9 protein-coding genes are annotated in these 13,964 nt (G+C 75.0%); all 9 read right to left on the bottom strand.

Going from position 1 to position 13,964, the window contains the following annotated elements; all coding sequences use genetic code 11:
• Window positions 1-90: 90 nt before the first annotated feature.
• A complete protein-coding gene (gene ispG / locus IE287_RS07925) occupies window positions 91-1,248 on the bottom strand; it encodes a flavodoxin-dependent (E)-4-hydroxy-3-methylbut-2-enyl-diphosphate synthase (RefSeq protein WP_189848171.1) in 1,158 nt (385 codons plus the stop codon).
• 104 nt (window positions 1,249-1,352) lie between these two features.
• A complete protein-coding gene (locus IE287_RS07920; RefSeq protein WP_189848170.1) occupies window positions 1,353-2,660 on the bottom strand; it encodes a M50 family metallopeptidase in 1,308 nt (435 codons plus the stop codon).
• Complete coding sequence (gene dxr / locus IE287_RS07915) at window positions 2,657-3,907, bottom strand: 1-deoxy-D-xylulose-5-phosphate reductoisomerase (protein ID WP_189848169.1); 1,251 nt, start codon at window positions 3,905-3,907, stop codon at window positions 2,657-2,659. Before dxr ends, IE287_RS07920 begins: the two co-directional genes overlap by 4 nt.
• A 34-nt stretch (window positions 3,908-3,941) precedes the next feature.
• The gene (aroA, locus tag IE287_RS07910; protein ID WP_189848168.1) at window positions 3,942-5,177 is read right to left on the bottom strand and encodes a 3-phosphoshikimate 1-carboxyvinyltransferase; all 1,236 of its coding nucleotides are present in this window, start codon (window positions 5,175-5,177) and stop codon (window positions 3,942-3,944) included.
• Between the two features lie 169 nt (window positions 5,178-5,346).
• Entirely contained in the window at window positions 5,347-6,792 is a 1,446-nt protein-coding gene (locus IE287_RS07905) for an aldehyde dehydrogenase family protein (protein WP_189848167.1), read from the bottom strand.
• A gap of 152 nt (window positions 6,793-6,944) precedes the next feature.
• Window positions 6,945-8,420, bottom strand: coding sequence for an outer membrane protein assembly factor BamB family protein (locus IE287_RS07900; RefSeq protein ID WP_189848166.1), 1,476 nt, complete (start codon window positions 8,418-8,420; stop codon window positions 6,945-6,947).
• Between the two features lie 78 nt (window positions 8,421-8,498).
• Complete coding sequence (locus IE287_RS07895) at window positions 8,499-9,578, bottom strand: EamA family transporter (RefSeq protein ID WP_189848165.1); 1,080 nt, start codon at window positions 9,576-9,578, stop codon at window positions 8,499-8,501.
• Window positions 9,579-9,650: 72 nt separating this feature from the next.
• A complete protein-coding gene (locus IE287_RS07890; RefSeq protein ID WP_189848164.1) occupies window positions 9,651-11,222 on the bottom strand; it encodes a PucR family transcriptional regulator in 1,572 nt (523 codons plus the stop codon).
• A 178-nt stretch (window positions 11,223-11,400) separates the two neighbouring features.
• The gene (locus IE287_RS07885) at window positions 11,401-13,788 is read right to left on the bottom strand and encodes an ATP/GTP-binding protein (protein ID WP_189848163.1); all 2,388 of its coding nucleotides are present in this window, start codon (window positions 13,786-13,788) and stop codon (window positions 11,401-11,403) included.
• Window positions 13,789-13,964: the final 176 nt, after the last annotated feature.

Raw genomic sequence — 13,964 nt, 5'->3', positions numbered from 1 at the left:
GGCACTGTACCCCCACGGTCCGTGCGGGCGCCGCGTGCGTGCGGAACCCCTCCGTCCCGGGGGACGGAGGGGTTCCGGGGGTGCGGTGGGTCAGCCGGCGACGGCGACGGTCGGCTCGCCGCTGGCGATGCCGTCCTTCTCCATCTGCTCGGCGATCTTCAGCGCCTCCTCGATGAGGGTCTCGACGATCTTCGACTCGGGGACGGTCTTGATGACCTCGCCCTTGACGAAGATCTGGCCCTTGCCGTTGCCCGAGGCGACGCCGAGGTCGGCCTCGCGGGCCTCGCCGGGGCCGTTGACGACGCAGCCCATGACGGCGACGCGCAGCGGGACGGTCATGCCGTCGAGACCGGCGGTGACCTCCTCGGCGAGCTTGTAGACGTCGACCTGGGCGCGGCCGCAGGACGGGCAGGAGACGATCTCCAGGCGGCGCTGGCGGAGGTTGAGCGACTCCAGGATCTGGATGCCGACCTTGATCTCCTCGGCCGGCGGGGCGGAGAGGGAGACCCGGATGGTGTCGCCGATGCCCTGGGAGAGGAGCGCGCCGAAGGCGACGGCGGACTTGATGGTGCCCTGGAAGGCGGGGCCGGCCTCGGTGACGCCGAGGTGCAGCGGGTAGTCGCACTGGGCGGCGAGCTGGCGGTAGGCCTCGACCATGACGACCGGGTCGTTGTGCTTGACCGAGATCTTGATGTCGCGGAAGCCGTGCTCCTCGAAGAGGGACGCCTCCCAGAGGGCGGACTCGACGAGCGCCTCGGGGGTGGCCTTGCCGTACTTCTTGAGCAGGCGGGCGTCGAGGGAGCCGGCGTTGACGCCGATGCGGATCGGGACGCGCGCGTCGCCGGCCGCCTTGGCGATCTCCTTGACCTTGTCGTCGAACTGCTTGATGTTGCCCGGGTTGACGCGGACGGCGGCGCAGCCGGCGTCGATCGCGGCGAAGACGTACTTCGGCTGGAAGTGGATGTCGGCGATCACGGGGATCTGCGACTTCCGGGCGATGGTGGCGAGCGCGTCGGCGTCGTCCTGCGTGGGGCAGGCCACGCGGACGATCTGGCAGCCGGAGGCGGTCAGCTCGGCGATCTGCTGGAGGGTGGCGCCGATGTCGGACGTACGGGTCGTCGTCATCGACTGCACCGAGACGGGTGCGTCACCGCCGACGGCCACGCTGCCGACCTGGATCTGCCGGCTCTTGCGGCGTTCGGCGAGCCGGGTCGGGACGGTGGGCATACCGAGAGAAATCGCGGTCATCTGTAGTGCAACCTCAAAGGTCGTGCGTCGGCGGGCTCAGGCTTCCGAGGTTACCGCCCCGGGGGCGGGGGGCCGGACACGGTGGTGTCCGGCCCCCCGGGGTGCTACGTCAGCTTCACCGGGTTGACGATGTCGGCGGCGAGGACGAGCAGCGTGAAACAGACGAAGACGCCGGCGACCACGTAGGCGGCGGGCATCAGCTTGGCCACGTCGAACGGGCCGGGGTCGGGGCGCTTGAAGATCCGGGCCGTCTTGCGGCGGACGGACTCCCACAGGGCGCCCGCGATGTGGCCGCCGTCGAGCGGCAGCAGCGGGAGCATGTTGAAGAGGAACAGCGAGACGTTGAAGAACACCAGCAGGTTCATGAACATCACGAGGATCGTCGTCGGCGGCGCCTCGATGTTCATGAGCTCGCCGGTGATCCGGGCGGCTCCGACGACGCCGACCGGCGAGTCCTCGGCGCGCTCGCCGTCGCCGAAGGTGGCGTCCCACAGGCCGGGGATCTTGCCGGGGAGGGCGATCACGGAGTGCACGCCGTTCTCCAGCAGGTCGCCCATGCGCTCGGTGGTCTGCCCGAAGCCGAGCGGGGCGACCTCGGTCGCCGACTGGAAGCCGAGGTAGCCGGCGTCGACGTAGGCGAGGGGCCGGACGACCTGCCCGTCCTCGTCCTTCTTCAGGACCTTGTTGGCGACCAGCGTGGGGTGCAGGTCGATGCGCCGCCCGTCCCGCTCGACGGTGACGGTGGCGGCGCCGATGGTGTCCCGGATGTGGTCGGAGAGGGTGTCCCAGTCGGAGACGGGCGTGCCGTTGAAGGCGACGATCCGGTCGCCGTCCTTCAGTCCCGCCGCGAAGGCCGGGGAGACCGGGTCGCTCTTCACGCAGGAGTCGCGCTTGGCGTCCTGCTCGATGACGCACTTCTGGACGCCGGCGACCTTGGTGGTCTGCCCCTCGACGCCCAGGGTCATCATCGAGCCGTAGAAGAGGCCGAGGGCCAGGACCAGGTTCATGAACGGCCCGGCGAACATGACGATCACGCGCTTCCACGGCTTGCGCGTGTAGAAGAGGCGGGACTCGTCGCCGGGCTGGAGCTCCTCGTAGGAGGCCTCGCGGGCGTCCTCGATCATGGAGCGCCAGGGCGAGGTGGATCGGGCCTCGACCTTGCCGTCCTCGCCGGGCGGGAACATGCCGATCATGCGGATGTAGCCGCCGGCCGGGATGGCCTTGATGCCGTACTCGGTCTCGCCGCGCTTCTTCGACCAGATGGTGGGGCCGAAGCCGACCATGTACTGGGGCACGCGGATGCCGAACAGCTTGGCCGTGGAGAGGTGGCCCAGCTCGTGCCAGGCGATGGAGACGAGCAGTCCCAGGGCGAACAGGACGATGCCCAGGACGTACAGGAGCGCTTCCGTCATGCGCGTGCCTCCGCGGTTGCCTTCGCTGCGAGCTCTCGGGCCCGGGCCCGTGCCCAGGTCTCCGCTTCCAGGACGTCCGGCACCGTCAGGGAGGTTCCCCCGGTGGGCCGACCGTGTTCGGTGACGACCGCCGTGACGGTGTCCATGATGCCGTTGAAGGGGAGCCGGCCGGCGAGGAACGCCTCCACGCACTCCTCGTTGGCGGCGTTGAAGACGGCGGGGGCGGTGCCGCCCAGCCCGCCGACGTGCCGGGCCAGGTCCACCGACGGGAAGGCCTCGCCGTCCAGCGGGAAGAACTCCCAGGTGGAGGCCGTGGACCAGTCGAAGGCGGGGGCCGCGTCGGGGACGCGCTCGGGCCAGCCGATGCCGATGGCGATGGGGCCGCGCATGTCCGGCGGGGTGGCCTGGGCGAGCGTCGAGCCGTCCGTGAACTCGACCATCGAGTGGACGTACGACTGGGGGTGGACGACGACCTCGATGCGGTCGAAGGGGATGTCGTAGAGGAGGTGCGCCTCGATGACCTCCAGGCCCTTGTTGACCAGGGTCGCGCTGTTGACCGTGATGACCGGGCCCATCGCCCAGGTCGGGTGGGCGAGCGCGTCCTCGCGGGTCACGTGCTCCAGGTCGGCCCGGGTCCGGCCGCGGAAGGGGCCGCCGGAGGCGGTGACGACCAGCTTGCGGACGTCGGACCGGGTGCCGGCGGCGAGCGCCTGGAAGAGGGCGGCGTGCTCGGAGTCGACCGGGATGATCTGGCCGGGCTTCGCGAGCGCCTTGACCAGCGGGCCGCCGACGATCAGCGACTCCTTGTTGGCGAGCGCCAGGGTCCGGCCGGCCTCCAGGGCGGCGAGGGTCGGCGCCAGGCCGATGGAGCCGGTGATGCCGTTGAGCACGGTGTGGCAGGGGGAGGCGGCGAGCTGGGTGGCGGCGTCGGGGCCGGCCAGGATCTCGGGCAGCGGCTCGGAGCCGTACAGCGCCCGCAGGGCCGTACGCAGCTCCTCGACGGTCTCCTCACGGGCGACGGCGACCGCGGCGACCCGGAGCCGGTGCGCCTGCTCGGCGAGCAGGCCGACCCGGCCGCCGGAGGCGGCCAGGGCGGTGACCCGGAAGCGGTCGGGGTGGCGGAGCACCAGGTCGATGGCCTGGGTGCCGATGGATCCCGTCGAGCCGAGGACGACGACGTCCCGGCGGCCTTCGGTCGTGTCGAAGGCGATGTGCGGGTCGGCGAGAGGAGAGGGGCGGTCGCTCATGCCCCCCATTCTTGCCCCAAACGCTGTGCGCCCTTCACGGGGTCCGGGCGAACGCGCCGAACACGCGGTGGAAGTCCGGGAAGGTCTTCTTCACGCAGCCGGGGTCGTCGAAGGTGATGCCGGGGGTCCGCAGGGCGGTGACCGCGAAGGACATGACGATCCGGTGGTCGCCGTGGGTGGCGATCTCGGCCGGGCCGGCCGGGGCCCCGGGGTGGATCTCGATCCAGTCCGGGCCGGTGTCGACGGTGACGCCGAGGCGGCGGAGGTTGCCGGCGCAGGCGTCGAGCCGGTCGCACTCCTTGACCCGGGTGTTGGCGACGTCCTCGATGCGGACCGGTCCGTCGGCGAAGGGGGCGATCGCCGCGAGGGTCGGCATGGTGTCGGAGATGTCCCTCATGTTCACGGTGAGGCCGCGCAGGGTGCCGGTGGAGCGGACGGTGGTGGCGTCCGCGGTGACCTCGACCTCCGCGCCCATGCGGCGCAGCACGTCGACGAAGGCGAGGTCGCCCTGGAGGGCGCCGGTGCCGAGGCCGGGGACGGTCGCCTCGCGGCCCGGCAGGAGGGCGGCCGCGGCGAAGAGGTAGCTCGCGGTGGAAGCGTCGGGCTCGACGCCGTACGTCCGGGCGCGGTAGCCGGTGGGGGCGACCCGGTAGGTGCGGTCCTCCCGGACGACCTCCGCGCCGAAGGCCCGCATCATCGCCAGGGTGATCTCGACGTACGGCTCCGAGACCAGGTCGGTGACGGTGATGTCGAGGCCCTCGGCGGTGAGCGGGCCGAGCATCAGCAGCGCCGTGAGGTACTGGGAGGACTGGCCGGCGTCCAGGGTGAGGGCGCCGCCCTTGACGCCGGCGGCGTGCACGGCGAGCGGGTGGTGGCCCTCCTTCCCGCCGTGCCGCAGGTCGACGCCGAGCTCGCGCAGGGCGGTGGAGAGCGGGCCCAGCGGGCGGCGGCGCATCTGCGCGGAGGCGTCGAAGCGGAAGGTGCCGTGGCCGGCGGCGGCGAGCGTGGGCAGGAAGCGGGCGGTGGTGGCGCCGTCACGGCAGTAGACGTCGGCGTCGGCGGTGCCCGGTCCGGCGGGGCGGCCCTCGATGTGCCAGGCGCCGGGCTCCTGCCGGACGGCGTAGCCGAGGGCGCGGAGCCCTTCGGCGAAGCCCTCGGTGTCGTCGGAGACGAGCGGGCGCAGCAGGGTGGTGGTGCCCTCCGCGGCGGCGGCGAGGAAGAGCGCGCGGGCGGTGACGGACTTGGAGCCGGGGATGTCGATGACGGTCACGCCGGTCATCCTGCCGCGCGGGGCGGACCGCCCGTCGGCCCGTTCCGGTCCGTGGACGGGCGGGGCCGGGCGGGGCCGGCACCCGGACGCCCGGTGCGCCGGGACGCGCGAAAGGCGGCCCGAGCCCCCGCACAGTGGGCTCGGACCGCCTGGTCTCGTGGTGCGCGCCTTACAGGGCGAGGCCCGTCAGGACCAGCACGCGCTCGTAGGTGTAGTCGTCCATCGCGTAGGCCACGCCCTCGCGGCCGACGCCGGAGCGCTTGGCACCGCCGTACGGCATCTGGTCGGCGCGGTACGAGGGGACGTCGCCGACGATCACGCCGCCGACCTCCAGGGCGCGGTGGGCGCGGAAGGCGGCCTGCAGGTCGCGGGTGAAGACGCCGGCCTGGAGGCCGAAGTCGGAGTCGTTGACCGCGGCGAACGCCTCGGCCTCGCCGTCGGCCTTGGCGACCGTGAGGACCGGGCCGAAGACCTCGGAGCGGGCCAGGGTGACGTCGGCCGGGAGGTCGGCGAGGACGGTCGGGGCGTAGGTGGCGCCCTCGCGCTTGCCGCCCGCGAGGAGCTTCGCGCCGGCCGCGACGGCCTCGTCGACCCAGGACTCGACGCGCTGCGCGGCGGCCTCGTCGACGAGCGGGCCGACGTCGGTGGCGTCGTCCGCCGGGTCGCCGGTGACCTGGGCCTCGACGGCCGCGACGATCTTCGGGAGCAGGCGGTCGTAGACGGTGGCGTCGGCGATCACGCGCTGCACGGAGATGCAGGACTGGCCGCCCTGGTAGTTGGAGAAGGTCGCGATGCGGCTCGCGGCCCAGTCCAGGTCGGCCTCGGAGGACCAGTCCGGGAGGACGACGGCGGCGGCGTTGCCGCCGAGCTCCAGGGTGCAGTGCTTGTGCGGCACGGACTCGGCGATGGCGTAGCCGACCTTGTCCGAGCCGGTGAAGGAGATGACCGGGAGGCGCTCGTCCTGGACGAGGGCGGGCATCCGGTCGTTCGGCACGGTGAGGATCGACCAGGAGCCGGCCGGCAGGTCGGTCTCGGCCAGGATCTCGCCCAGGATGAGGGAGGAGATCGGGGTGGCCGGGGCCGGCTTGAGGATGATCGGGGCACCGACGGCGATGGCCGGGGCGACCTTGTGGGCGCTGAGGTTCAGCGGGAAGTTGAAGGGCGCGATGCCGAGGACGACGCCCTTGGGGACGCGGCGGGTGAGGGCGAGGCGGCCCGCGCCGCCGGCCTCGGTGTCCAGGCGCTGGGCCTCGCCGGCGTTCCAGCGGCGGGCCTCCTCGGCGGCGAAACGGAAGACGGAGACGGCACGGCCGACCTCGCCGCGGGCCCACTTGATGGGCTTGCCGTTCTCGGCGGAGATGACCTGGGCGATCTCCTCGGTGCGCTCGGCGAGCCGCTTCGACACGTGGTCGAGGGCGGCGGCGCGGACGTGCGCCGGGGTGGCGGCGAACTCGTCGACGACCGCGTGGGCGGCGGCGACGGCCTCCTCGACCTGGGCCTCGGTGGGCACGGCGACCTTGCCGACCAGACGTCCGTCGTACGAGTTCGTGACGTCGAAGGTGGTGTCGCCGGTGGCCTCGCGGCCGGCGACCCAGAAGGCGTGGGTGGTCGTCATTGTGCGTCCCGGCCCTTTCCGTTTCGGGGTGCGAGCGGTTGCTCTCCCCCCACGTTAGGGCCGGGACCGGCGCGTGACGTTTGTCCGTGATGGAGTGGTGGGCGTGGCGGTCTGTCCGCTTCGGCCGAAGAGGAGGCGCGGTCGGGTGCCGGTCAGCGCTCCTCGTAGGCGGTGAAGGGACGGAAGCCGGCGCCCCGGGCGGGGATCAGCCGCCCCTCGTGCCCGAAGAGGTCCGTGATCTCGCCGGAGGAGGCGCCGACGGAGTCGGGGAAGGTGCGCAGGTCGCGTTCGTCCCCGGTGTCCGCGTCGAGGACCAGCAGCCCGTCCTCCCCCTTGCTCGCGTACAGGTCGACCAGGGCGGTGACGCGGCCCTCGGCGACCCGCAGCGCGAGGACGTCCTCCAGCCGTTCGAGCTTCGCGCGCCACAGGCGCCGCCCGCTGCGCAGGTCGAAGGCGCTGATCGTGTCGTGGTACATCGCCTCGACGGCGTACAGCCGCCCGTACGCGACCCGGGCCTGGGCCGGCGTCGCGGTGGCGAGGTGGCCGGTGTCGCCGCCGGAGGCGATGCGTCCCTGGGCGCGCCCGTCGGCGGAGAAGGAGAGGACCGTCGGGTAGCCGCGCAGGTCGAGGCCGTCGACGCTCACGACGGCGGGATCGGCGGAGAGGAACCAGGAGTCGTTGCCCGCCGGGTCGACCGTCCGGGTGCGGGAGAGTGCGCTGGTCCAGCGGTGCCCGCCGTCGGCCGGGTCGAAGGCGGCGAGCCGGACGTCCTTCCGCTCGCAGACGACGAGGGCGAGGACCTGGTTCCGCGCGGCGGCGACACGGTGGGGGACGCAGTCCTCCGGCATGGCGGCCGTCCAGCGCGGCTTGCCGGTGCGCAGGTCGAGGGCGCGCAGGGCACGGTCCGGGCGGACGAAGCCGGGCTGCTCGTCGGCCCAGGGGTACTCCCAGTAGGCGAACTCGTCGCGGACCACGGCGAGACCACCGCCGACGGCGACGACGTCCTTCTCGTCCCCGATCCCGCCGCCGCTCGGGGTCCGGGCGGTCCGCCACAGCTCGCGTCCGTCCTCCAGGTCGAGGGCGACGACGGTCGCGCAGCCCTGGCCGTCCGCGACCGACTCGTCGTCCGGGGCGCCCGGTCGGCCCTGCGCGACGAGGGCGACGCCGTCCTCGGCGGCGCGGCTGACGGAGCAGATCGCGGCGCCCCCGGACGGCGTCCAGCTCCAGCGCTCGGCGCCGGAGCGGGCGTCGAAGCCGGTGACGCCGTGGGAGCGGCTGCGGACGAGGGTGTCGCCGACGGCCCAGGCGCCGTTGCCGGACTCGGAGGGCGGGGTCTCGGGTCCGGTGCTCCAGACCTCGCGCATCGAGTCGCCGGGGAGGTGGCCCTCGCCGGCGAGGACGCCGGTGGTGATGCCGCCGCAGCCCGCGAGGAGGGCGAGGAGGAGACCGCCGACGGCGGTGTACCGGACGAGGCGGGAGCGGGGCTTCGATGCGCCGCCGCCCGCGCCGGTGCCGTCACCGCGGCGGCCGGAGGCGCCTCCCGCGGCCCCGCCCGGCTTCCCCCGCTTCCCTTGCCCGCCCGGCTTCCCCGTCGGCTCCTTGGAGTCCTTCGCCCCGGTCCCCGCCACCCGGCCCCGCCCCCCGTCGTCATGCTCACGCCCGATCGCTACGAGGGATCAGGGTAGGGCCGGGGCGGTCCGCCCCCCTCACCCCCTCCGCTCGGTGGAGACGATGAGGCAGACGGCCGCCACGACGATCGCGCCGCCGAGGAGGATGGGCCAGGTCAGGGCCTCGCCGAGGATCAGTGCGCCGAGCAGGACGGCGACGACCGGGTTGACGTACGCGTACGTGGCGGCGAGCGAGACGGGGGCGGACTGGAGGAGCCACGCGTAGGCGGTGAAGGCGATCAGCGAGCCGAAGACGATCAGGTAGGCGAGGGCACCCCAGGAGCTCGCCGAGACGGCTCCGGGGTCGAAGCCGCGGTGCTCGCCGCGGAGCAGGCCGACGGCGATGCCGCCGAGACCGCCCGCCAGCATCTCGTACACGCTCGCGGTGAAGGGGTTGGCGGGCATCGGCAGGCGGGCCGAGGAGACCGTGCCGAGCGCCCAGAGCAGGGCGGCGACGACGACGGTCAGGACGCCGCCGATGCCGATCTCACCGCTGAGCCCCGGGAGGGTGAGGACGGCGAGGCCGCCCATCCCGATCAGGACGCCGCCGTACGCACCGGGGCCGGGGCGCTCGCCGGTGGCGGTGCGCAGCAGCACGACCCAGACGGGGACGGCGGCGACGAGGAGCGCGGCGAGGCCGGAGGGGACGGTGGTCTCCGCGAGGTTGACGAGGCCGTTGCCGCCGAGGATGAGGAGGAGGCCGACGAGCGCGGCGGAGCCGAGCCGGCGCCGGTCCGCCTTGAGGGCGGCGGGGCCGTGGCGCCAGGCCACGAGGGCGGCGAGGAGCAGTCCGGCCGCGAGGAAGCGTGAGCCGGAGGCGAGGAAGGGCGGGACGGTCTCGACGACGACCCGGATGCCGAGGTAGGTGGAGCCCCAGACGACGTACACGATGGCGAGGGCGGCCCAGACGGCACCGGTGATGCGGCGGCGGCCCGGCGCGGGCGCCGCGGCGGCCGGGGAGGGGGAGGAAGCCGTGGGCGGGGGTCCGGAGGACGGGACGGGGACGGGGGCAGAGGGGAGAGGGCCGGCGGGGAGGGGGCCGGCGGGAACGGGATGAGCGGGGACGGGGTCGGCGGGGACGGGATCGGCGGGGACGGGATCGGCGGCAGGGCTTGTCATGAGCAGGAGATTAAGCACGCGGACCCCGCCCGGCCAGGAATCCTGCCCGTCCCCGGGCAGGAACGGCCGGGATCAGCCCGCGGGCCGCTCCTTCTCCCCCTCGCCGGTCGTCTTGAGGGCGAGCCACAGCTCCATCCGCACGTCCGGATCGTCCAGCGACCGCCCGAGGATCTCCTCGACCCGCCGCATCCGGTACCGCAGGGTGTGCCGGTGGACCCCGAGATCGGCCGCGGCGGCGTCCCACTGACCGTGCCGGGAGAGCCAGGCGCGCAGGCTGGCGACCAGGTCCCCGCGGCCGGTGGCGTCGTGCTCGCGCAGCGCCCGGAGCATGCCGTCGGCGAAGGCCCGTACGGCGTCGTCGGCGAGGAGCGGCAGGACGGAGCCGGCCGCCAGGTCCTCGTGCTCGACCAGGGCGCGGCCCCGGCGGCGGGCCACCGAGAGGGCCTGCTCGGCCTGCTTGTACGCGACCGCCGCGGTGCCGGGCCCGGCAGGGGCGGAGAGGCCGACGACGACCCCGGCGTCCTCGGCCTCGCGCTCGGCGTACCCGGCGCAGGCGGCGACGACCGCGCCGCCGTCGCCGGCCAGCACCACCAGCAGGCCGTCGCCCTCCGGGACGGTGAGCACGGCCTCGCCCGCCCGGGCGGCGGCCGCCTCCAGCGCCTCGGCGAGGACCGGCAGCGGGGGTTCGGCGGGGCGCTGCTCACCGCCGGCGGGCTCGGCGACCAGGATCCGGAAGGGGGCGTCGAGGAGGGTGCCGTAGACGTCGCCGGCGACGGTACGGGCGTGCTCCGCCTGCCCCGCGAGCATCATGCGCAGCACGGCGGCGCCCAGCCGGTGCTCGGCGGCCTGGAGGGTGCGGGAGCGCTCGGTGGTGAGGGTGAGCAGGGCGATCGCGGAGTGGACGGCGTACCGCTCGGCGGTGCCGAGGGGCGCGCCGGTGCCGACCGCGAGGGCGCCGCGGACCCGGCGACCGGTGCCCAGGGACTGGAGCTCGACCCGGTCGTCGGTGCCGCCGACGACGGCGCTGGCGGGGGCGGGCCGCTCGCGCAGCCGCTCGACGTCCGGGGTGAGGCGGGCCGCGCGGCGGGCCGCCCACTCCGGCGCGACGGCGACGACGGTCCCGGCGGCGTCGTAGAGCGCGGCCCAGCCGTCCACGTGCGCGGCGAGCCGGGCGACGACGGCGTCCGGGCCCTCCGCCAGCGCGGCCCGGGTCAGCTCGCGCTGCGCCTCGAACCCCGCCGTCACCGCCCGGTACTGGTCGGCGGCGATGGCCGCGGACACGGCCTTGCTGATGGCGAGGAACGGCGTCCGGCGCGGCACCTCCAGGAGCGGCAGGTGCTCGTCGCGGGCCGCGTCCAGCAGCGCGTCCGGGATCGCGTCGTAGTTCACCCCCACGGCGAACCCGAGCCCCACGACCCCGGCCCCGAGCAGCCGCCGCACGTAGCGCCGCATCGCCTCCGCGTCCTCGGCGTCGAGCGTGAGGGCGGTGGTCAGCAGCAGCTCCCCGCCCTCCATGTACGGCACGGGATCGGCCAGCTCGCTGACGTGCGCCCAGCGGACGGGCGTGTCGAGACGGTCCTCCCCGGCCCGGACCACGAGCCGGAGCGAGGAGTGCTGGACGAGCGAGGCGAGGGTGGGCGGCATCGGGAACCGGCGGACCTTTGGGCGCAGGACCGAACACGGAAGAACCGCACCCGGCGACGGGAACACCGCTGGGGAGGGCGGCGCACCCGATTGTGCCAGGGCCGCCGGGGGACCGCGCGGGCCGCGCGGACGGCCGGTCCGCGCGACGGGGCTCCGGAGGACACCGGAGCCCCCGCCGTCAGGCGCGCAGGTCGACCAGGACCGGCGGCATGTGCCCGCCCTCGACGGTGGTCAGGGAGACGACGGCGTGACCGGGCGGGACGGAGTGCGCGAGCTCGGAGGCGGACCAGCGCTCGCGCTCGACCTTCTTCAGCGTGACGGCGTCGGTCGTGACGGCCTTGCCGGTGACCCGCTTGCGCAGGGCGTGCAGCGCCCGGGTCATCGGCTGGTTGGCGAAGACGGTGTGGTGCGCCACCTCCTCGGTCTCCACCCACTCCGTGCCCCACGCCTCCGCGAAGCCGCGGCCGTCCCAGGTCGTGACGCCGGAGAGGGCGGCCCGGCAGCCGACGGCGGCGAGCAGCGGGCCGTGCAGCGGCTCGGGCACGTCGCCGAGGGTCCGCAGGCCGAGGACGACACCGGCGTCGCGGGTGCGGAGCCGCTGGAGCGCGCGGACCGTCCCGCCGGTGAGCGCGCCGGTGGCGTCGTCCAGGACGAGCCCGGCGAAGTGGCTCCGGCGGCCGGCCGCGCGGGCGGCGGCCAGGAACTGGGCGAGGACCAGGCGCGCGAGCAGACGGGACGCCTCCTCGTGGCCCTGCTCCGGCAGCTCCAGGCGGACCCGGAGCGGATGGTGGGCGACGGTGTCCAGGGAGAAGGGCCGCGCCGCGCCCGTGCCGGCACCGAAGAAGTCCGCGAAGGCGGGGCGGTCGAGGAGGGCGAGCCGGTCGGCGAGGAGCGGCCCGGGGTCGGCGGGCCCGCCCGCCTGCCGGATCCGGCCCTCCAGCTCGCGCCGCATCGCGGCGGCGTCGGCGGGCAGCCGGTCGAGCAGGGCGGTGAGCGGTCCGGCACCCGCCTCCAGGAGCTCGCGCAGCACCGGGACCGGCGGGAAGGCACCGTGGACCGCGCGGTACGGGCCGAGGAGCTGGGCCAGCACCGTGACGGCGCGGCGCGGGTCGAGCGACTCGACGTCCCCGGCGAGGCCTTCCGCGAGGAGGGCGGCGGCCTCGTCGGGCCCGGTGAGGCCGCCGTAGAGGTCGAGGTCGTAGGGGGAGGCGGGGTCGCCGAGCCGGACCACCACGTCGTACGCCGCGTCCGGTCCGTACGGGGCGGACGGGCCGCCGACGGCGACGACGGAGCAGGCGCCGGTGAGGGCCTGGAGGGTCAGGGCCTCGGCGGCGGCGGCGGCGAGACCGCCGGCCGGCCCGCCGCCGGGCGGCCCGACGACGAGCATCGAGGTGCCGAGCACGGCCGGATCGAGCGCGACGCCGGCGCCCCGGTAGGCGGCCGGGTTCCGCTCGCCGGCCACGGCCCGCCCGATCCGCACCTGCCCGAGCAGGAGGTCGTGGGCGGCCAGCCGGCGCGGCAGGTCACGGTCGCCCGAGGGGTGCGCCCAGGCGGCGGCGCCCTGGCGGAGCACGGTGTCGACGAAGCCGGCGAGCCGGCGGGCGTCGCCCCGGCTCCGCTCCCACCGCCGCCGGATCCGGGCGACGTCCACCTCGTTCATCCGCCCGCCCAGCAGCTCCCCCGCCAGCACGTCGGCCACCTGCACCTGCCCGGCGTCCCTCGGCCCGGGCCAGGTGGAGAGGGGGGCGGGGGCGCCGGGGACCGTCGCGGGCCGGCGGGCGTTCCGCCGGGCGCGCAGGACGCCGCTCCAGTCGCCGACGCGGGCGAAGGGCCACAGCACGCCGACGGTGATGAGGACGGTGAGGAGGTAGAGGGGGACGGTCGTGATGATGCCGTACCCGCCCCCCAGAAGGGCGAGGAGGGAGAAGAACGGGGAGGCGATGGGCAGCGGGTCCCAGCCGACGAAGGGGAACCACTCGGGCCAGACGAAGGTGAGAGCGACGAGCCCGGCACCGGCCGTCAGCGCCGCTCGGACGGGCGGCGTGTAGGGCTCCAGGAGGTGGCGCACGACGGTGCCCCAGGCTCCGAGCCGGGCGACCGCGAAGACGATCGCGCCGAAGACGACCCCGCTGTAGACGATGTGTGCCTCGAGGCCGTGCCAGTCGCGGGCCGTGGTGGTCCCGGCGTACCACCATTCCTCGGGCGTGAGCACCTGGAGCGGGATCCACAGGTAGGGGATGCCTCCGCGGCGCCACACGGACCACAGGATCAGCGCGACGACGACGGGGATGAGGAGCCCGGCCACGGTGACCGGGGCGAGCCGGCTCCGCTCGCGGGGCTGGGCGGGCGGGACGTGGCGGAAGCGCCAGATGCCGGGAGCCGTCTTCGGCCTGGGGGCGTCCAGCCATTCGGCGACGGCGTTCCGCGGGCCGGACGCGCCCGAGGCCTGCGGGGGGACGACGGCCGGCGCGTGGGCGGGCGGCAGCGGCGGGACCGGCGGGGCCGCCGGGGGCGGGACCGCCGCACCCCTCGTGTCGCGTGACTCGTACGTGCCGTCGGTCTCCATGAACCCCTGCCCCCTGACCAGCCAGGTCGCCGCCTCTGTGCCAGCGTCAATCTAATGGGCGCCGGGCGCCCCGGGAGGGTTTCGGGGACGCGTGCGTGAGCGCGGCGGGGAAACGCCGCCGCCGGAGCGGAATGTCCATCCCGTCCAACGACACGCCGTCAACACTCCCGATCGGC

It is taken from the genome of Streptomyces omiyaensis (assembly GCF_014650895.1).
Taxonomy (GTDB): domain Bacteria; phylum Actinomycetota; class Actinomycetes; order Streptomycetales; family Streptomycetaceae; genus Streptomyces; species Streptomyces omiyaensis.
This window is presented reverse-complemented; position numbering and strand designations above follow the sequence as displayed.